Below are 18104 nucleotides of genomic sequence, written 5' to 3'. Positions count from 1 at the left end.
TGAACAGCTGGCCGTCAGCTGATCCTTGACTGCATAAATAGCCTGCGTTGTTCAGCATAACTATAGTCGACTGCCTGCTGGACTTGACGCAGGCAAAAACCGAATTCCGCGATTTATGCTTAATGATATCTTGAAGCTGGGATTTCGCGCTGTGATGGCGGTGGGTTCCACGATGACAAAAAGGGCGGCATCGCTGCCGCCCTTTTCGTAAGCATAGCCAGTTTGGCTGGATTAGAAGTCCATGCCGCCCATGCCGCCCATGCCGCCGCCGCCCATGCCGCCAGGCATGCCGCCGCCAGCCGACTCCTTCTTCGGAGCCTCCGCGATCATGGCTTCGGTGGTGACGAGCAGGCCGGCGACCGATGCCGCATCCTGGAGAGCCGTGCGAACGACCTTGACCGGGTCGACGATGCCCATGGCGATCATGTCGCCATATTCGCCGGTCTGTGCGTTGTAGCCAAAGGTCGCGCCCTTGTTCTCAAGGATCTTGCCTGCGACGATCGAAGCTTCAGCGCCGGCGTTCGATGCGATCTGGCGGGCCGGAGCCTGCAGGGCGCGACGAACGATGTTGATGCCGGCGGCCTGGTCGGCATTGGCGCCGGTAGCCTTGATGTTGGCCGAAGCGCGAAGCAGGGCAACGCCACCGCCAGCAACGATGCCTTCTTCCACGGCCGCGCGGGTCGCGTTGAGGGCGTCATCGACGCGGTCCTTCTTTTCCTTGACTTCGACTTCCGTCGCACCGCCGACGCGGATCACCGCAACGCCGCCGGCGAGCTTCGCCAGACGTTCCTGCAGCTTCTCCTTGTCGTAGTCCGACGTGGTCTCTTCGATCTGCTGCTTGATCTGGGCGACGCGGCCCTGGATCTCGGCCTTCTTGCCGGCGCCGTCGACTATGGTGGTGTTCTCCTTGGAGATCGACACCTTCTTGGCGCGGCCGAGCATGTTCAAGCCAACGTTCTCGAGCTTGATGCCGAGGTCTTCCGAAATGACCTGACCACCGGTGAGGATGGCGATGTCTTCCAGCATGGCCTTACGGCGATCACCGAAGCCCGGCGCCTTGACGGCGGCGATCTTCAGGCCACCACGCAGCTTGTTGACGACCAGCGTGGCCAGAGCCTCGCCTTCGACGTCTTCCGAGATGATGAGCAGAGGCTTGGAGGTCTGCACGACGGCTTCGAGAACCGGCAGCATGGCCTGGAGGTTGGAGAGCTTCTTCTCGTGGAGGAGGATGTAGACGTCCTCGAGTTCGGCGACCATCTTGTCGGCGTTGGTGACGAAATAGGGCGACAGGTAGCCGCGGTCGAACTGCATTCCTTCGACGACTTCCAGCTCGGTCTCGGCGGTCTTGGCTTCCTCAACCGTGATGACGCCTTCGTTGCCGACCTTCTGCATCGCTTCCGCGATCATCTTGCCGACCGACTCGTCGCCATTGGCCGAGATCGTGCCGACCTGGGCAACTTCTTCCGAGGTCTTGATCTTCTTGGCAGCCTTGCCGAGAGCGGCGACGACTTCGGTCACGGCCAGGTCGATGCCGCGCTTCAGGTCCATCGGGTTCATGCCGGCGGCAACCGCCTTGTGGCCTTCCTGGACGATCGACTGTGCCAGAACGGTAGCGGTCGTGGTGCCGTCGCCGGCAATGTCGTTGGTCTTCGAAGCAACTTCGCGGACCATCTGCGCGCCCATGTTCTCGAACTTGTCTTCAAGTTCGATTTCCTTGGCGACGGTGACGCCGTCCTTGGTGATACGCGGTGCGCCGAACGACTTGTCGATGACGACGTTGCGGCCCTTGGGGCCGAGCGTGACCTTCACCGCGTCGGCGAGAATGTTGACACCGCGCAGCATGCGCTCGCGGGCGTCACGGGAGAATTTTACGTCTTTAGCAGCCATTTTCAGCTCCTGGCAGGGGCTTGGGATCAAGCCCGAAATTCAGTTGACGGTGAGGCCGATTATCAGCCGATGATGCCCATGATGTCGGATTCCTTCATGATCAGAAGGTCTTCGCCATTGAGCTTGACTTCGGTGCCCGACCACTTGCCGAACAGGATCCGGTCGCCAGCCTTGACGTCCAGCGGGACAAGCTTGCCAGCTTCGTCACGAGCGCCGGAGCCGACAGCGATGATCTCGCCTTCCTGCGGCTTTTCCTTGGCCGTATCGGGGATGATGATCCCGCCGGCGGTCTTGGACTCGGATTCGACCCGGCGAACGACCACGCGGTCATGAAGCGGGCGGAACTTCGACTTTGCCATTTTTTCTTCCTCGATGAGAACGGTGAGAACAGTTCCTCCGTCCGGCGGCGCCGGACATATTGGTTAGCACTCACCAATGGCGAGTGCTAACGTGGCCGTGAAATAGGCGCGCGGCTTGCCAGAGTCAAGGCGCGCCGGCACCTTGAGAGCAAAGAATAGTTTTCTCCAAATAGGCTTTGCGAGATATCGATCTTCCGGCGGCCTCGGCGAACCGAGGTAATTGTTGGCCGCAGTTCGACATGCTACGACAAGCCGTCGAAAAGAAGCTTGGAGCGGCAAAAGGTAAGCCCGCTCCCTTCCGTCAGGAAGCTCCGTTCCCTCATATCGGTGAACCCGCGGCAAGCTGAAGGCGTGCCTTACGCCCAGCTTGGCGTGCGGAGTTTTCGCCTCGGGCGTCCCTTCGTGTGCCAGGCGCTCACCGAAGGAGAACGTCCATGCCAATCATTCGCGCCAATGCCGGCGTCATCACCCAGATCAATGTCTTCACCGTGCCGGAAGGCGGCCAGCAGGTGCTGATCGACCTCTTGCGAGAGGCGGCTGTAAGCTGCCGCACTGTGCCCGGTTGGATGTCGGCCAGCCTGCACCGAAGCCTCGATGGCGGTCGTGTCGTCAACTACGCCCAGGCGCGAGACGAGGCGGCAATGCGCCGCGTCTTCGAGCATCTTCAGAAAGACGGTTTTCTGGAGCGCAACAAGGCATTGGGGCAGGCACATCCAGGGCTCTATGAGGTCGCCGTCACCGTGGAATGAGTGGCGGCAATGCATTGTGTTTCGGCCATTGCAGCCGAAACACAATCCGACGAAGCCTTACCCTTTGACCGGTATCCAGATTTCCAGCCCACCGTCGCCGCTGCGTGGATCGAATTCCGGGCCATAGCGCTCGAATTCGGGTGCGTCCGCGATCTCGTGCCCCGAGGTCGGTAGCCATCTGTTCCAGATCGTATTGACCGTTCGGCGAATGGTCGAAATGTGGTCGCGATGGGCAAAGACAGCATATCTCTGGGCCGGCACCCGCACGCGCGAAAGCTCCTTGGGCAGGTCGCAAAAGTCGGAGACCTCGACGCCGGCGATGTAGTCGAAATTGCCGGCGTCATCGCCGTTGATGCGGACGCCGTAAGCGATGTCGCCGGTCTCGCCCGGAATGTTGCCGATATAAGGGCCGAAGCGCTGCCATTGCATGGGAATGGCCGCGCTGGTCCCGCAATTGTAGCGCTCGCCAAGACCGGCGATCAGAAAGGGACGGCTGGTCTCGAAGCGCGGCGGTTCGAGAGTGGCGAGGAAGGACTGGTCCATCAGGATCGGCTCCACGAGATCGAGGTTCTTGAGGTTGCCCTGTGCACGAACCAATTCCGGCGTGGTGTCGAACTGGCCACGGAAGGCGCGGGTGAACGCCTCATGCGAGTTGTAGCCGGCATCGAGCGCGATCGAGAGGATGTCGGGAGCCCCGGCAGCGAGTTTGCGCGCGGCCTCCGTCAGCCGGCGTGCGCGCATGTAGCCCATGACCGAGCGGCCCGCGGCAGCACCGAAAGCGCGCGTTACGTAAAAGCGCGATACGCCGCTTTTCTCGGCAACCTCGTCAAGCGTGATCGCTTCCGACAGGTGGCTTTCAACAAACCACAGTGCTCTTTCAGTTGGGTTCATGCATTCCTCGCAATTCGCGCGGCCATCGTGACGCCCGGCTTCGCCACCAGTTTGATCGAAATTGCGTGGAGCGCAAAATCGAAGCCACTTCGCCGTCCGATTCCCCTGTCACCTTGGGTCCGGCGGTGCATCAACCGCGAAGCCGAAGGTTAAATCCGGGAGGCATCCAAGGGTTGACGCGCAAGTGCGATTACCTGTAATAATATTACGTAACAAAAACTTGCAAGACGGCACAAGCCAGAGGTATGGCGAGTTCACCAAAAAAATTCATTGCGATGGGCTCGGGGTAAAACTACGGTGGCTCAGTGATGGTCCCCGAGCCGAAAGGCCAGGGGTGAAAAGGGAACACGGTAGGATCCGTCTGGATCGAGGCCGTGGCTGCCCCCGCAACTGTAAGCGGCGAGCAAAATCCGAAATGCCACTGGCCGGCAAGGCTGGGAAGGCGGGATGGCGCGACGACCCGTAAGCCAGGAGACCTGCCATCAGCATGAGTGGACCGGACGGGGTGTGCCGGGAGGAAACGTGGCATCGGTCTTGTCGACCGATTGCCGGGGCTTCCTTCCGTCGCCAGTTGAGAAAGTGACGGAAAGTTGGGCGCCTGCCAGGCAATCCACCGCATCATGGTATGCACGCTTTGCCGTGATCCCGCGACCGGGGTCAGGACGGGCGAAGATTTGTGTGCCGACTTGCGTTCCCTGCTTTCGGTGCATGAGGAGAAAACTCTCCGGGACTACGAGGTCGAAGGCATTGCCTGCATGGCGGGTTGTGGTCGTCCGCTGACGGTTGCCTTCCATGCGGACGCAAAAGCCTCCTATCTTTTCGGTTCCATTGACCGGCACGCTGATACGGCCGAGCTGGTCGAGTTTGCAAAACTCTATGCGTCGCTGCCCGATGGTTGGTGCAACTCCGGACAACGCCCGGCCGGGCTGGCCGGCAAGACACTGGCCCGCATCCCTGGCCCACCTCGTGCAGCGGGTGGGGTATGACCTTGGCTCTTCTGGAAGCGATCGATCTGACAGCGACGGCGAACGGTCAGCATCTGGTGGACACGGTGAGCCTGTCTGTGGCGGCTGGCGATCGCCTTGCCGTCATCGGCCCGAACGGCGCCGGCAAGACCACATTGCTGCGAATGCTGTCCGGCACGTTGCGGCCAAGTTCGGGAGAGCTGAAGCTGTCCGGGCGTCGACTGGACAGGATTTCGGCGGCCGAGCGCGCACTTCACATGGCTGTCGTCGGCCAGACCGATCAACCCGATCCGCGGCTTGCCGTGATCGACTATGTCGAGCTTGGGCGGATTCCGCATGCCGGCCTGCGGCGAAGGAGCGAGGAACGCGACATCGTCGTCGAGGCGCTGCGCAGGACCGGATTGCTGCCGCTTCTGGGCCGCACGATCGGCTCGCTGTCCGGAGGCGAACGGCAACGCGCCCAGCTCGCGCGCGCCGTCGCGCAAGAGCCGAAAATCCTGTTCCTGGACGAACCGACCAACCACCTCGATCCGCGCGCCCGCGGTGAACTGCTTGAGCTTGTGGCCGGGATGGGCATGACGGTGATCGCTGTGCTGCACGACCTCTCGCTGGTATCGCCGTTCGCCACCAGGGTCGCTGTCATGCACCAGGCCCGGCTGCACGCGCTTGCGGCGCCGCGCGAGGCCCTGACCCAGCAACTGATCCGCGAGATTTTCGGCGTCGATGTGTTTCGCCTGCGCCACCCAACCGAGGACCGCGAACTGACGGTGTTCGAAGTCCCGAATCGCGCCGCGCCGCAATCCTGAGCCCGACCGATCCCGTTTGAAAAAGGAGCAACATCCGTGAAACGTCTCGTCTTGTCCCTTGCCTTCTCGTTGATGGCATCGGGCGCTTTTGCCTTCCCGGTGACTGTCGACAGTTGCGGCAAGCCGCTGACATTCGACGCCGCGCCGAAACGCGCCGTCATCCACGACCTCAACATGACCGAGATGGCCTTCGCGCTCGGGCTGCAGCCATCGATCGTCGGCCTCACCGGCATTACCGGATGGTACAAGGTCGGCCCCGAATTCAAGGCCGAGCAGGGGTCTATTCCTGAGCTTGCGCCAAAGTACCCGACGATGGAAAATCTCGTCGCGGTCGATCCCGATTTCTTTTTCGCCGGCTGGTACTACGGCATGAAGCCGGGCGGCGAGGTAACGCCCGACACGCTCGCCCAGCACGGCATCAAGACGCTGGTGCTGACCGAAAGCTGCGTCCATCTCGACAAGAACCGCCCCGCCGCGTCGATGGACCTGCTTTATGGCGACATCGAAAAGCTGGGCAAGATCTTTGACAAGGAAGCGAAGGCGCGAGAGCTTGTTTCGGGCTGGCAAAAGCAACTGGCGGATATCACGGCAAAGGTCGGCGACAACAAGGGGACGCGGGTGTTCCTCTATGACTCCGGTGAAGACAAGCCTTTCACCGCTGGCAAGTTCGCAATTCCCAGCGCCATGATCTCGGCTGCCGGCGGCGAAAATGTCATGGCCGACATGGAAACCAGCTGGGGCACGACGGACTGGGAAACGGTGGCTTCGCGCAATCCCCAGTTCCTGATCCTGCTCGATTATCAGGATGGCGGCGGGTACCAGAAACTGCTCGATTTCCTGGAAGCCCACCCCGCCATGAAGGAGACCGATGCAGTGAAGAACAAGCGTTTCGTCGCCCTGCGCTATGCGGAGCTGACCCCCGGACCCGCCAACATCGAGGCGATCGAGAAGATCGCCAAGGCGATGCACCCGGAAGCTTTCTGAAATTGCCACACAAGGCATTCGGATTGGCCATGGCGGCGGGAGCGGCGGTAATCGCCGCTCTCGCTTTGTTGTCGATCGCCTATGGTTCGACGCTGATACCGTTGACGGACGTCATTGCATCACTTGGCCATCCGATGGGGTTGGACGGACACGTCGTCTCAGGCCCGATTGGCAAGATCGTCGTCGATCTGCGATTGCCGCGCACCATCATGGCCATCTGCGTCGGGGCGGGGCTTGGCGTTGTCGGTGCGCTGCTGCAGACGGTAACGCGCAACGATCTCGCCGATCCGTTCCTGTTTGGCCTCTCGTCGGGAGCTGCCGCCGGCGCGGTCTCCGTGATTACTGTCTTCGGCGACAGTTTCGGCATCTGGACCTTGCCGGTCGCGGCGTTCACTGGCGGCATACTGGCCACGTCCGTCGTGCTGTTGCTGGTTGCGCGGGTGAGGGGGCAAGGACCCGAACGGCTGATCCTCGCGGGCCTAGCCGTCTCTTTCATGTTCACGGCCTTGACCAACTATCTCGTCTTCGCCGGCGACCAGCGCGCGGCGCATTCGGTGCTGTTCTGGACGATGGGCGGGCTTGGGTTGGCGCGATGGGACAATATTGCGCTTGCCGTGCTGGGGGCGGGTTCCATCCTGGGCTACGCACTGTGGAACCATCGCAAGCTCGACGCTTTCCTGGCCGGGGAGAATGCGGCCGAAAGCCTGGGTGTTCCGGTGGCGCGGATGCGCAGAACGACCTTCCTGGTAGCCGCGTTCTCGACGGCCATTCTCGTGTCGGTCGCTGGCGTCATCGGATTTGTCGGGCTGATGATCCCGCATCTGTGCCGGCCCCTGGCCGGCCAATTGCACCTTCGCCTGGTCGCTGCCTGCGCCGTGTTTGGCGCCATCCTGTTGCTGGCCAGCGATCTCATGGCGCGTACCTTGCTGCCGCCGCAGGAACTGCCGATCGGTATCATCACCAGCTCGATCGGTGCTTTTTTCGTCGTGACGATGCTTGTTCGCAACCGCCTTTGAAAGACCGGTCAGCGGCTGCGAACGTTCCGCGTCAATACCGCGCCGATGCTTATTTGACGAAGGGCCGCAACACGTCGCGGGCCAGGAGGAAGCCGCGCTTTACCAGATCGTCGCTGCCTTCGAACCGGCGGTCCTCGTGCTCGATGATGACCGGCCCGTCATAGCCCACCCGGTAGAGTGCCGAAAAGAATCCATTCCAGTCGACTTCGCCCAGACCCGGCATGCGCGGTATCTGCCAGCCGATTCCGGCCGAGAGAATGCCGCGCTCATAGAGGCCGTCGCGGTCGATCATCAGGTCCTTGGCGTGCGCATGCACGATATGGGCGCCGAACTCACTGATGAATCGGCCCTGGTCGATCATTTGCCAGATCAGGTGCGAGGGGTCGAAATTCATGCCGATATCCCCGCCCCAGGCCTCAAAGATACGTCGCCAGATGAGCGGCGAGTAGGCGATGTTGTGGCCACCCGGCCATTCGTCATAGCTGAAGATCATCGGGCAGTTCTCGAACGCCAGTTTGACGTTGTTGTCCTTTGCGAAGGCGATGATATCCGGCCAGACCTTCAGCGCGTCCTGCCAATTGTCATCCAGTTTCCTGGACGCGTCGCCGCCACAGAAGGTGTTGACCAGGCCGACGCCCATCTTGCCGGCTGCCGAGATGACTTTCTTCAGATGCTCGATGACGGCTTGCCGATGGGCTGCATCGGGATGTAACGGGTTGGGGTAGTAACCGAGCGCCGAGATCGACAGGTTCCTGGCTTCTAGCGAAGCCGCGATATCGCGTGCTTCCGATGCCGAGATTGCCGCGACATCGATATGGGCGGTGCCGGCGTAACGGCGAGCCGCACCGCTCGATTTCGGCCAGCAGGCGATCTCCAGCGCCTCGAAGCCGGTTGAACTGGCCCAGTCCGCGACCGTGGCCAGGGGCAAGTCCGGAAATGGAGCGGTCAGCAATCCAAGTTTCATGTCTTCCTCCCGAATAATCTATCCTCATCGACCGCCATACACGACCGGGAACCGCCACCGCAACCACGGTTGCGGCTTTGTCGAACGGGGCGTCGGCGATCCCATCTCATTGGGCGAGGCACCCCGTCCAATATTGGGTTCACCTGCCTGGAAGAGTGCGCTGCGATATTCACCGATCGCGACCAGCTTGCAGCGCTGCCATGCATATTTATCGGCGTAGGGCGATATGGGTATCTTGAATAGTAAGCACGCTTATTATATGTCTCGCTCATGGTTTCTGATGGCTTAGATAGATTGGGGTTCCTGATCCACGACGTGCAGCGCCTCATGCGCAAGCGCTTCGAGGCGCGGGCGAGTGGTCTTGGCCTTTCTTCCGCGCAATGGCGGCTTCTGGTCCGCGTTGCCAAGGAAGAGGGGATATCGCAGGCGCGCCTTGCCGAATTGCTCGAAATCGAGCCGATCAGCGTTTCGCGTCTTGTCGATCGCATGGAGGAAGGCGGCTGGATTGAGCGCCGTTCCGATGCCACCGACCGGCGCGTGCGCATGATCTTCCCGACGCCCAAGGCGAGCGAAGCCTATGCCAAGATCAAGAGCATGGCCGGCGAAGTCTATGAGGAGTCGCTTTCCGGCGTATCGCCGGAAGACCGCCGCGTGCTGATCAAGGCGCTTGAGGCGATGGTGGAGAATCTCGCTGACGATGACTCAGCGAGCGACAAGAACAAGAGTGCGGAAGGCGCAGCAGCATGAACGCGGTAGCCAAGATAGACGAGAACGCAACCAAGGTGGAAATGGAAGCCCCGGCCCAGCCGGTTGCCGCCCCGATCGCTGTCGCTCCTCCTGTGCAACCAGCCCCGGGCGAGCCGAAGAAGAAGCGCCATTTCGGCCGTTTGCTGCTTATGGTCGCGCTCCCGTTGGCCCTGGTTGCCGGCGGCGGCTATGTCTGGGTCACCGGTGGCCGTTACCAGGAGACGGAAAACGCCAACCTCCAGCAGGCTAAGGTGGCGATCGCTTCGGATACGGCCGGCCGTATCGTTGAGGTCGGCATCGCGGACAATCAGGTGGTCAGGCAAGGCGACGTGCTCTTTGTTGTCGACCCCGCTCCCTATCATATCGCGCTTGCCCAGGCCGACGCCGCGGTTGCTGTCGCGCGTGTTGGCGTCGAACAGCTTCGTGCCGCCTACAGCCAGTCCATGGCTCAGGAAAAGTCGGCCACCAGCGAAATGGACTATGCACAGTCGCAATTCGACCGGGCGTCGGACCTTGCCCAGAAGGGCATCAACACCAAGTCTTCGCTTGATCAGGCCAAGAACGACCTCGACAAGGCCAAGCAGCAACTGGCTGTAGCCCAGCAAGGCATTCTCAGCGCCAAGGCCGCGCTTGCCGGCAATCCCGACATCGAGACAGACAAGCATCCGACCGTGATGGCCGCTCTCGCCGCGCGTGACAAGGCTGCCTACGACCTGGCACAGACCACGGTCAGGGCGCCCGCCGACGGCGTTATCAGCCGGGCCTCGTCGTTCAAGGTTGGTCAGTATGTCGGCTCGGGCACACCGCTGTTTTCACTGGTCGAGACCGGCGACACCTGGATTGACGCCAATTTCAAGGAAACGCAGCTCACCCACATGAAGCCCGGCCAGAAGGCAGAAATCGTCGTGGACACCTATCCGGGCCGGAAATTCGAAGCGACGGTCAAGGCTATTGGCGCTGGCACCGGAGCGGAATTCTCCCTTCTGCCTGCACAGAACGCCACCGGCAACTGGGTCAAGGTCACCCAGCGCATCCCCGTGCGCCTGGAACTGACCGATCCGGAATCCAAGATGATGCTGCGCACGGGCATGAGCGCGAACGTAACCGTCGACACCGGCGTGGCCCGCGGGTTTCCGAGCATATTCGGTCATGCCGCTGCGAGTGAGGCCGAATAATTGGCCGCCCGAATAATTGGCTTCGCTGCGCGCAAACGCGGATTAAGGCAGGATTGGTCCGATGGAGGGTATGGTAGGGGTCGCTGGAATTGGGCGGTGTTGAGCCTGATCTAGCCCTCAGCCATTGAACGCCAGTCCTTTTGGACCTCGGGTTTCCGGGCGGCGAACGCTCTATCTGTGTGCAGCCACTCTGTCGATGTAACCCCCACATCGATGCTCGCGTCCCACCGCGATGAGTGTCGTTCCACGAGGAAGGCCTCGCCGCCCGGAAACCAAGAATACACGTTTTCGTTACCGGTTGGAAGTTCAGCACCATGAGTACGCAAGAACCCTTCAAGGAAGTGCCGCACCGCGGCTTGATCACCGTTGCGCTCATGCTGGCGACGATCATGCAGGCACTCGACACGACGATCGCCAACGTCGCGTTGCCGACGATGACCGGCGATCTCGGCGCTTCCCCCGACAACATCAACTGGGTGCTCACCTCCTACATCGTTGCCGCCGCCATCATGACGCCGGTGACCGGCTGGCTTGCGGACCGCATCGGCCGCAAGGAATTGTTCCTGACGGCGGTGGTCGGTTTCACCATTTTCTCGATGCTGTGCGGCATCGCCTGGAGTCTGGAGACCATGGTGTTCTTCCGGCTGATGCAGGGCGTGTTCGGCGCGGCGATCGTGCCGCTGTCGCAAACCTTCCTGCTCGACATCAACCCGAAGGAACGCCACGGCCAGGCGATGGCCATCTGGGGCGCCGGCATCATGCTGGGGCCCATTCTTGGCCCGACCCTTGGCGGCTGGCTGACCGAGAATTTCAACTGGCGCTGGGTGTTCTTCATAAACCTGCCTGTCGGCATCATCGCCTTCCTCGGCATGGCCGCGTATCTTCCAAGTGTTGCCCGGCGCATCAGGAGTTTCGATTTCTTCGGCTTCGCCATGCTGTCGCTTGGGGTCGGCGCGCTGCAACTGCTGCTCGATCGCGGCGGCGAGGTCGACTGGTTCTCTTCGGTCGAGATCTGGATAGAGCTCGGTCTTTCCGTGACCGGCTTCTGGGTGTTCATCATTCACATGGTCACCGCGGAGCATCCCTTCATCGACCCAAAGATATTCGTCGACCGCAATTTCGTGACCGGATTGGCGTTCATCTTCGTCATGGGCGTGCTCATATTGGCGAGCATGGCGCTGCTGCCGCCAATGCTGTCGGTCATTTTTGGCTATCCAACCATCACCATAGGCCTCGTCATGGGGCCACGCGGTGTCGGCACGATGGTTTCGATGCTCGTCGTCGGGCGGCTCATGACCAAGATCGATGCCAGGATTCTCGTCGTCATCGGCTTTCTGCTGACCGCGCAATCACTCTATACGATGGCTGGCTTCACGCCTCAGATGGACAGCTGGCTGATCATTAGCTCCGGCGTCATCCAGGGCCTTGGGATGGGAATGGTGTTCGTGCCGCTGTCCACCATTGCCTTCGCGACGCTTGACGCGCGCTTCCGCACCGATGCCACGGCTCTGTTCAGCCTGGTTCGCAATCTCGGCTCGTCGATTGGCGTGTCTGTCGTGACGGTCCTGCTGGTGCGCAACACGCAGGTCAATCACACCGAGTTGTCGGCTTTCATCAACCCGTTCAACCCCAATCTGTGGGCGGCCTCGCCGGCCGCCGCCAGCGGTGATCCGACCGCGCTTTCGCAAGTGGATGGCATGGTCAATATCCAGGCGATGATGATTTCCTACGTCAACGACTTCAAACTGCTGATGATGATGACGCTGCTTGCCGTCCCCTTTGTCTTTCTGCTGCGCAAGCCAGCGCGGGCGCCGGCTGGTGGCGGAGCGCCCGCCGTACACATGGACTAGGCATCGTGAGACCGTTGCCAGGGCGTCGTTTTGGAGAGCTCTACTTCCCGAGCACCAGCGCCCAGTAGCGGACTGCGCTGTCGCGGCCGTCGCGGACATAGGCAAGGCCAAAGCGCGTGAAGCGCGGGTCGAGCATGTTGCGCCGGTGGCCCGGCGAATTCATCCAGATTTCGAACAGCTTCTGCTGGTCGAATCGGCCCTCGGCGATGTTCTCGGCGGCGGCACCCACGATCCCGCTGTCCTTGACGCGCGAGGCGAAGTCCTTGCCCCAGCCGGTCGTATGATTCATGCGGCCGCTGCTGGCCATATACTTGGCCTGTTGCAGGGCCGCCTGTTCGAGCTGTGAATCGGGGACCAGCGGCCCAAGGCCGGCGGCGGTCCGGATGCCGGCAAGCGTGGCGGCGGCGGACGACGAGGCGCCAGCGCCTTCGCCAGATGGAAGCGAAACCGTGCCGCAGGCGGCAAGGCCGGCCAATGCGATAAGGCCGGCGGCCTTGATCAGCGTGCGTCTGTCCATGGGAGAGCGGGTGTCATCAGCGTTTTTTGCAATAACCATGGCTGACCCAGATAGCCGCGATCATGGCTTTTGGCGGGCAGGCGACGAAATTCGCGGGAGAAAATGCTGCGAATGGAGATTCCGCCGGCCGCAACGACTAGATTGGCGACACACCCGGCGTCCGCCGGTTGCCCCGAGAGCTCATGCGAACTGAGGAACAGATGCGAACGGCTGCCCGTAGCTTCCCGATCCTGGCCACGGAACGTTTGGCATTGCGAGCGCCTGTGCAGGAGGATGCCGCCGCGTTCGGCCGCATCCTGTCGAACCCCGCTGTCACGCGCTTTTCGAACTGGCCCACCACACCGAACAAGGCACAGCTGGAGCGGGTCATGAAATGGATGGCAAAAGCTTTCGGCAGCGGCAAGGGATGCGCTTGGATGATTGAGGACCGGGAGTCGAAACGGCTGGCCGGCGCGATCCGCTACAACCACTTCGAGGCAAAATGGAAATGCGGCCAGATCGGTTATGAATTGCATCCCGATTTTTGGGGAAAAGGCCTGATGACCGAGGCCACCGTCGCGGTCGCTGATTGCGGTCACCAGTTCTTCGGACTCAACCGCATCGAGGCATGGACGCTGCCGGGAAATACAGGATCTGACCGAGTTTTGGAAAAATCCGGATTTCGCTATGAAGGAACACTGCGGCAAAAAGCCTGGTTCAAGGGAGATTTCCACGATTTTCGGATGTTCGGGCGCCTCGCCAGCGATCACGCTGCCTGAATCAAGCCGCTTAGGTGCCGGTCGAGAGAACCGGCGAAAACCACTCGACCGTGCCGATCAAAGACAAGGGTTTCCGCGACATGCTTCACCACGTCTCTTTTGGGGTTTCGGATGTCGAGCGCTCCGCGGCATTCTATGACGCCGCGCTTGCGCCACTTGGTTATCGTCGCGTCTGGGAGGATCTCAACCCCGGCTTACCGGATCAGGCCGTGGGCTATGGCGTTGCCGGCGGTGGCGACAAGCTGGCGATCAAGCTTCGTCCGCAAGGCCAGCGTCCGCCGGGGCCCGGCTTTCATCTGGCCTTCGCGGCCCCTGATCGCCAGAGCATTGCTCTCTTCCATGCCGCTGCACTCGCCCATGGTGGCCGTGACAATGGTGCACCGGGTCCTCGGCCAGACTATGGTTCGCATTATTACGCGGCCTTCGTCATAGATCCCGACGGTCATCACATTGAGGCAGTCTTCAATTCGCCGGAATGAATTCGACGGCGGCGTTTGACGCGCTGGCGCGGAAAACAGCGTGATGGCGAGGCATTTGGCGACAACCCCGGCCAAATAGGCTATCATCCCTTGTTACGAGCAGTGGCAGCTATCGGCGGCCATCCTGGCGGTGACCGCCCCGACACACGGGAGGAAGGTTATGGCCGGCTTTCATGTCATGGCGGACGCGCGTGGAATGCACGTTCAGCCCACGGTACGACGCATCACTATCGCGGATTTGAGGGATGCCTTGCGTCTCGGCGCGGAGGATTTCTGGGCCAAGCCCTCACACTATGTGTTCCTCTGCCTGATCTATCCGATTGTGGGCCTGATCCTGACGCAGTGGACCTCCGGCGCGAACGCCATCCAGCTCATCTATCCGCTGATGTCGGGTTTCGCACTGGTCGGCCCGTTCGCCGCGATCGGCCTCTACGAGATCAGCCGCCGGCGTGAGCTCGGCATGAACACTTCGTGGCGCCACGCGCTCAATGTCCGGCACTCGCCGGCACTTCCCTCGATCGCCGTGATCGGCATCATGCTGCTGGCGCTGTTCCTGCTCTGGATGTTCACCGCGCAATCGATCTACACAAGCCTGTTTGGCGATCAGCCGCCGGCCTCGATCGGCGGCTTCATCCGCGAGGTGCTGACGACGAGCCGTGGCTGGACCCTGATCCTGCTCGGCAACGCCGCCGGCTTTGTCTTTGCCGTGATCGTGCTGGCCACGACCGTCGTCGCCTTTCCGTTGATGCTCGATCGCGATGTCGGTGCGGTTTCGGCGATCGAGACCTCCGCTCGGGCCGTGATGGCAAATCCGCTGACGATGGCGCTGTGGGGGCTGCTGGTCGCGGTGCTGCTGGTCATCGGTTCGATCCCGCTTTTCGCGGGACTGGCCGTGGTCATGCCGGTGCTTGGCCATGCGACCTGGCATCTCTATCGCAAGGTCGTAGAGCCGGAACGGGCGCAACAGATCAGGCGCCCCATGTAGGGACGTATCTGAACGCGGGTTAACGCTGGGCGTCGGTCGCCATCTTCAGGGCAAGTGCTGTCAGCACCCCGCCCATCATCCAGCGCTGGATGACCAGCCATAGCGGCCGGCCGGCGAGGAAGGTGGCTATCGAGCCGGCCGTCACGGCAATGATGGAATTGACGGTGAGGCTGATCGATATCTGCGTGGCGCCCAGCACCAGAAGTTGCGATAGAACGTGTCCCTTGCCGAGGCTGATGAACTGCGGAAGCAGTGACAGATAAAGCACCGCCACCTTCGGATTGAGCAGATTGGTCAGCAAGCCCATCGCAAACAGTTTGCGCGGCCCGTCCTTCGGCAGTTCGCGAACCTGGAACGGCGAACGACCACCCGGCTTCACCGCTTGCCAGGCCAGCCACAGCAGATAGAGCACGCCGGCAAAGCGCAGCGCGTCATAGGCGAGGGGAACCGTCATCAGAAGCGCGGTGATGCCGAACGCCGCCGACAGGACGTAGAACACAAAGCCAAGCGCCACGCCGCCGAGCGAGATCAGTCCGGCCTTTGGCCCTTGCGACAGCGATCGCGAGATCAGGTAGATCATGTTCGGACCAGGCGTCAGCACCATGCCGAGGCAGACCAGCGCGAAAGCGATATGGTTGGCGGCGTCGGGCATTGCCTTGATCTCCGGCCACGCCGTGTCGGGCGCGTGGCGATGAAGCACGTTGGCGCTCGCCGACGACCAAGGTGCGATCCTGGAATTGTGATCTCACGAGCGCTCGATATCTGCTCCCGCCGACGCCAGAGCGCAAGGGCATCACCGCGTCGGTCATTGCGCCAGAAGGATCTCCTGTCAGCCGACGACGCGAAGGTTCGACAGTTCGTTGCCGATTTCCTTGAAATCGTTCGATAGCGAGGCGCCGGTCGCGTTCCAGAAAAGTTTGGCCGGTTTGGTTGGGTCCGTGGTGTCCTTGCGGAACCGCGATTCGGAGGCGCACGCCTTGAGCGCGTCGATCGCCTTCTTGTCACCGGCATTGGTCATCGACAGGTCGAGCGCCACTGTCATCACCATGATGTTGGCCGCCTTGGCATTGTTGCAAAGTGTGGTCATCTGTTCGTTGAGCGCGGCCGTGTAATTGCTGCTCGAATAGTTGAACTGGCCGATGGCGCTTGATGTGCCGCCAAACAACCTTGTAGCCGAAGTGCCGTTGTAGCCAAGGCCCGTATAGCCGTAGGCGGCATAGGTGGACTTGTTGCCGGCGGGGTCGCTGCCTGGAACCGAATAGGTATTCTCGCCATCGGTCAGCACGATGACAACCTTGTCATTGCCTCGTTCGGTTTCCGGCCGCCCGTCCGGAAAGGGCTCGCCGCTGGACACGGTCCGCCAGCCCCAGGCCATGCCCTCGGGCACATTGGTGTTGCCGTTGGGCGCCATCAGGTCGATGGCCGCCTTGATGGCAGTCAGGCCTTCGGGCTTGCTTACGTCCGTGAGCCGAGTGATCGGAGTTGTCGTGCAGCTGTAGTTCGGCCCGGCTCCCTTGCCGAGCACCGGAGCATCGATCGGACGCGGCATGAAATATTTGGCCATGTCGCGCTGCCGGGCCTTGCCCGTGGTGCTGGACGGGTCGTCGTTCCACCAACTGTTCGAGGCGCCGTAAGTCTGCGGCGCATTCTCGTCGGGATCCTGTGTCACCTTCCAGTGGTTGCCGGGTTCGTCGGGCGCGAACATCGGTACAAACATCGTCGCCGGATCGCCGTTGCCAATGCCGGTATTGTTGGGGCCACCGGAAGCCGGCGTATCGTTGACATTATGGGGGTAGGGGCGCACCTCGACACAGCCCTGCCAACTGGCGAAGGGGCCATAGGTGTCGACGTAGTCATACTCGTCATGGCTGCGCTTGCAGGTGTGGTTAGAGCGATATTCGTCGCAGACGACCCGTTTGCTGCCGGCGACACGCTCGTGGCTGGTGACAACCTTCATGTCGCGATAGAGCGAAAACCGGGTCAGCATCTGGCCTTCTTCCGCGCCCCAGCCCGTCCCCCGCTTGTACCAGATACCGTTGGATTTCTGGGCATACTTGTTGGCCGCGCTCAGCGTCGACCAGTCGAAATTCTCGTGATGCACCGGCGACAATCCATAGGTGTCGATCCACGCCGCATTGTCGTTTCCGGCGCCGACATTGACTGAGGCCGCGAACGGCACGAGGCTGAACTGGACAGGCTTGTCGATCTGCTTCATCAGGGCCGACTGCAAGGCGAGTGTGTCGACCAGTTGCTTGGCCGCGGTCTTGAGGAGATCGATACGCTTTTGTCCCGAACCCGTGCCAGGCGTGGTCATGGAGGTAGAGTTGTCAAGCACGAGGGAGACTTCCAGCGTATTCTTCAGCCGGACCTCCGACGCCACATCGAAGCTGATCTTCTTGTTCCCATCGGCTTGGGATTGACCGACAAGCTGTGCAAGGACGGGGTAGAAATAGGGTTGATAGTCCAGCCGCGCGCTCATCTTCATCAGGCCACCACCCGTTTTGTTGTTGGGCAGCACGACATTGAGCGTGGTGTTGGCCGGACTGACGTTGTTGAGATTGGCGTTGAAGAAATCAAGGGCGTAGGCCCTCAACTGGTCATCGGTCGCGCCTTCGACCAGCCGCCGCGCCGTGGCGATGTTGGCGGCGTCGAGCGCGTTGAGCACGAGCTGCTTCTGCCGGTTCATCTCCGTGAAATCGACCGCCAGCGCCAGGCCACCCGCCAGGGGGATCATGGCCACAACGGTCATGAGAGCATAGTTGCCACGCTTGTCGCGGCTGAACTGGCGCCAGAATTCCCACATGTCCTGAAGCGGCCCCCGCCGTCATAATCGCAATCCGGTCAAACTCGCAGAAAACGCTGAAGGGCAGGTTGGAAAAACCGCTCGATTGGTCGAGCCGAAGTTCACGGAACGCTAACCTTGTGGCCGGCCGATTCATTCGAGACGAAATGTCTCGCCGGAACGCGAGACA

At 61.4% G+C, this 18104-nt stretch carries 18 protein-coding genes and 1 riboswitch; of the genes, 11 read left to right on the top strand and 7 right to left on the bottom strand.

Translation table 11 applies throughout. From position 1 onward, the window contains the following. Nucleotides 1-231 precede the first annotated feature (231 nt). Together groL and groES are read right to left on the bottom strand one after the other, a co-directional pair. The gene (gene groL / locus ACO07C_RS07905; protein ID WP_091577362.1) at nucleotides 232-1887 is read right to left on the bottom strand and encodes a chaperonin GroEL; all 1656 of its coding nucleotides are present in this window, start codon (nucleotides 1885-1887) and stop codon (nucleotides 232-234) included. 62 nt (nucleotides 1888-1949) lie between these two features. After that, on the bottom strand, nucleotides 1950-2246 hold the full coding sequence (groES, locus tag ACO07C_RS07900; protein ID WP_006203049.1) for a co-chaperone GroES: 297 nt from the start codon (nucleotides 2244-2246) through the stop codon (nucleotides 1950-1952). Between the two features lie 434 nt (nucleotides 2247-2680). On the opposite strand from groES, the gene ACO07C_RS07895 reads away from it, so the two are divergent. Next, on the top strand, nucleotides 2681-2995 hold the full coding sequence (locus ACO07C_RS07895) for an antibiotic biosynthesis monooxygenase family protein (RefSeq protein WP_421913623.1): 315 nt from the start codon (nucleotides 2681-2683) through the stop codon (nucleotides 2993-2995). A gap of 57 nt (nucleotides 2996-3052) precedes the next feature. Here the strand turns inward: ACO07C_RS07895 and ACO07C_RS07890 are convergent, their stop codons facing one another. Beyond that, on the bottom strand, nucleotides 3053-3886 hold the full coding sequence (locus ACO07C_RS07890; protein ID WP_421913622.1) for a GyrI-like domain-containing protein: 834 nt from the start codon (nucleotides 3884-3886) through the stop codon (nucleotides 3053-3055). A 292-nt stretch (nucleotides 3887-4178) separates the two neighbouring features. Next, nucleotides 4179-4384, top strand: a riboswitch (cobalamin riboswitch). Nucleotides 4385-4506: 122 nt separating this feature from the next. Here ACO07C_RS07890 and ACO07C_RS07885 point away from each other — a divergent pair. From ACO07C_RS07885 to ACO07C_RS07870, 4 genes are read left to right on the top strand one after another with little or no spacing between them, the layout of a single operon-like run. Then, nucleotides 4507-4872, top strand: coding sequence for a DUF1636 family protein (locus tag ACO07C_RS07885; protein WP_421917465.1), 366 nt, complete (start codon nucleotides 4507-4509; stop codon nucleotides 4870-4872). Next, entirely contained in the window at nucleotides 4869-5657 is a 789-nt protein-coding gene (locus tag ACO07C_RS07880) for an ABC transporter ATP-binding protein (protein ID WP_421913621.1), read from the top strand. The genes ACO07C_RS07885 and ACO07C_RS07880 overlap by 4 nt, the downstream gene beginning before the upstream one ends. A 36-nt stretch (nucleotides 5658-5693) precedes the next feature. Continuing rightward, the gene (locus ACO07C_RS07875; protein ID WP_421913620.1) at nucleotides 5694-6641 is read left to right on the top strand and encodes an ABC transporter substrate-binding protein; all 948 of its coding nucleotides are present in this window, start codon (nucleotides 5694-5696) and stop codon (nucleotides 6639-6641) included. A 29-nt stretch (nucleotides 6642-6670) separates the two neighbouring features. Next, nucleotides 6671-7657, top strand: a complete 987-nt coding sequence (locus ACO07C_RS07870) for a FecCD family ABC transporter permease (protein WP_421913619.1) — start codon at nucleotides 6671-6673, stop codon at nucleotides 7655-7657. Between the two features lie 49 nt (nucleotides 7658-7706). Here the strand turns inward: ACO07C_RS07870 and ACO07C_RS07865 are convergent, their stop codons facing one another. Continuing rightward, nucleotides 7707-8621, bottom strand: coding sequence for a sugar phosphate isomerase/epimerase family protein (locus ACO07C_RS07865; protein ID WP_421913618.1), 915 nt, complete (start codon nucleotides 8619-8621; stop codon nucleotides 7707-7709). Between the two features lie 270 nt (nucleotides 8622-8891). On the opposite strand from ACO07C_RS07865, the gene ACO07C_RS07860 reads away from it, so the two are divergent. The 3 genes from ACO07C_RS07860 to ACO07C_RS07850 all read left to right on the top strand — a co-directional run bounded on the left by ACO07C_RS07860 (nucleotide 8892) and on the right by ACO07C_RS07850 (nucleotide 12393). Next, a complete protein-coding gene (locus ACO07C_RS07860; RefSeq protein WP_421913617.1) occupies nucleotides 8892-9368 on the top strand; it encodes a MarR family winged helix-turn-helix transcriptional regulator in 477 nt (158 codons plus the stop codon). Further along, nucleotides 9365-10543, top strand: coding sequence for an HlyD family secretion protein (locus ACO07C_RS07855; RefSeq protein ID WP_421913616.1), 1179 nt, complete (start codon nucleotides 9365-9367; stop codon nucleotides 10541-10543). Before ACO07C_RS07860 ends, ACO07C_RS07855 begins: the two co-directional genes overlap by 4 nt. A 314-nt stretch (nucleotides 10544-10857) precedes the next feature. Then, nucleotides 10858-12393 (top strand): DHA2 family efflux MFS transporter permease subunit, encoded by a 1536-nt coding sequence (locus ACO07C_RS07850; RefSeq protein WP_421913615.1) that lies wholly within the window; start codon nucleotides 10858-10860, stop codon nucleotides 12391-12393. A 40-nt stretch (nucleotides 12394-12433) separates the two neighbouring features. Here ACO07C_RS07850 and ACO07C_RS07845 read toward each other — a convergent pair whose 3' ends face one another. Beyond that, nucleotides 12434-12949, bottom strand: a complete 516-nt coding sequence (locus ACO07C_RS07845) for a CAP domain-containing protein (RefSeq protein ID WP_421913614.1) — start codon at nucleotides 12947-12949, stop codon at nucleotides 12434-12436. Nucleotides 12950-13092: 143 nt separating this feature from the next. Between ACO07C_RS07845 and ACO07C_RS07840 the strand changes: the two genes are divergently transcribed. From ACO07C_RS07840 to ACO07C_RS07830, 3 genes are all read left to right on the top strand, one after another. After that, on the top strand, nucleotides 13093-13668 hold the full coding sequence (locus ACO07C_RS07840) for a GNAT family N-acetyltransferase (protein WP_421913613.1): 576 nt from the start codon (nucleotides 13093-13095) through the stop codon (nucleotides 13666-13668). An 80-nt stretch (nucleotides 13669-13748) separates the two neighbouring features. Next, nucleotides 13749-14147 carry a VOC family protein gene (locus ACO07C_RS07835; RefSeq protein WP_421917464.1) on the top strand — a complete coding sequence of 133 codons (399 nt, stop codon included), beginning with the start codon at nucleotides 13749-13751 and terminating at the stop codon, nucleotides 14145-14147. A gap of 160 nt (nucleotides 14148-14307) precedes the next feature. Further along, complete coding sequence (locus tag ACO07C_RS07830; RefSeq protein ID WP_421913612.1) at nucleotides 14308-15132, top strand: DUF2189 domain-containing protein; 825 nt, start codon at nucleotides 14308-14310, stop codon at nucleotides 15130-15132. Nucleotides 15133-15151: 19 nt separating this feature from the next. Here ACO07C_RS07830 and ACO07C_RS07825 read toward each other — a convergent pair whose 3' ends face one another. Continuing rightward, entirely contained in the window at nucleotides 15152-15784 is a 633-nt protein-coding gene (locus ACO07C_RS07825; RefSeq protein WP_421917463.1) for a LysE family translocator, read from the bottom strand. Nucleotides 15785-15961: 177 nt separating this feature from the next. Beyond that, entirely contained in the window at nucleotides 15962-17935 is a 1974-nt protein-coding gene (locus ACO07C_RS07820) for a hypothetical protein (RefSeq protein WP_421913611.1), read from the bottom strand. Between the last annotated feature and the right edge of the window lie 169 nt (nucleotides 17936-18104).

The sequence above is a fragment of the Mesorhizobium sp. genome, from assembly GCF_965229135.1.
Taxonomy (GTDB): domain Bacteria; phylum Pseudomonadota; class Alphaproteobacteria; order Rhizobiales; family Rhizobiaceae; genus Mesorhizobium.
Note: the sequence above shows the minus strand (reverse complement) of the source record. Positions and strands in the feature narration are given on the sequence as shown.

What these genes read in the sequence shown, in the direction of transcription:
- ACO07C_RS07840 (WP_421913613.1), top strand. Translation starts at nt 13,093, where the DNA reads ATGCGAACTGAGGAACAGATGCGAACGGCTGCCCGTAGCTTCCCGATC.
- ACO07C_RS07850 (WP_421913615.1), top strand. Translation starts at nt 10,858, where the DNA reads ATGAGTACGCAAGAACCCTTCAAGGAAGTGCCGCACCGCGGCTTGATC.
- ACO07C_RS07895 (WP_421913623.1), top strand. Translation starts at nt 2,681, where the DNA reads ATGCCAATCATTCGCGCCAATGCCGGCGTCATCACCCAGATCAATGTC.
- ACO07C_RS07845 (WP_421913614.1), bottom strand. Translation starts at nt 12,949, where the DNA reads ATGGTTATTGCAAAAAACGCTGATGACACCCGCTCTCCCATGGACAGA.
- ACO07C_RS07820 (WP_421913611.1), bottom strand. Translation starts at nt 17,935, where the DNA reads ATGTGGGAATTCTGGCGCCAGTTCAGCCGCGACAAGCGTGGCAACTAT.
- ACO07C_RS07885 (WP_421917465.1), top strand. Translation starts at nt 4,507, where the DNA reads ATGGTATGCACGCTTTGCCGTGATCCCGCGACCGGGGTCAGGACGGGC.
- ACO07C_RS07870 (WP_421913619.1), top strand. Translation starts at nt 6,671, where the DNA reads ATGGCGGCGGGAGCGGCGGTAATCGCCGCTCTCGCTTTGTTGTCGATC.
- ACO07C_RS07835 (WP_421917464.1), top strand. Translation starts at nt 13,749, where the DNA reads ATGCTTCACCACGTCTCTTTTGGGGTTTCGGATGTCGAGCGCTCCGCG.
- ACO07C_RS07880 (WP_421913621.1), top strand. Translation starts at nt 4,869, where the DNA reads ATGACCTTGGCTCTTCTGGAAGCGATCGATCTGACAGCGACGGCGAAC.
- ACO07C_RS07865 (WP_421913618.1), bottom strand. Translation starts at nt 8,621, where the DNA reads ATGAAACTTGGATTGCTGACCGCTCCATTTCCGGACTTGCCCCTGGCC.
- ACO07C_RS07860 (WP_421913617.1), top strand. Translation starts at nt 8,892, where the DNA reads ATGGTTTCTGATGGCTTAGATAGATTGGGGTTCCTGATCCACGACGTG.
- ACO07C_RS07855 (WP_421913616.1), top strand. Translation starts at nt 9,365, where the DNA reads ATGAACGCGGTAGCCAAGATAGACGAGAACGCAACCAAGGTGGAAATG.
- groES (WP_006203049.1), bottom strand. Translation starts at nt 2,246, where the DNA reads ATGGCAAAGTCGAAGTTCCGCCCGCTTCATGACCGCGTGGTCGTTCGC.
- groL (WP_091577362.1), bottom strand. Translation starts at nt 1,887, where the DNA reads ATGGCTGCTAAAGACGTAAAATTCTCCCGTGACGCCCGCGAGCGCATG.
- ACO07C_RS07825 (WP_421917463.1), bottom strand. Translation starts at nt 15,784, where the DNA reads ATGCCCGACGCCGCCAACCATATCGCTTTCGCGCTGGTCTGCCTCGGC.
- ACO07C_RS07830 (WP_421913612.1), top strand. Translation starts at nt 14,308, where the DNA reads ATGGCCGGCTTTCATGTCATGGCGGACGCGCGTGGAATGCACGTTCAG.
- ACO07C_RS07890 (WP_421913622.1), bottom strand. Translation starts at nt 3,886, where the DNA reads ATGAACCCAACTGAAAGAGCACTGTGGTTTGTTGAAAGCCACCTGTCG.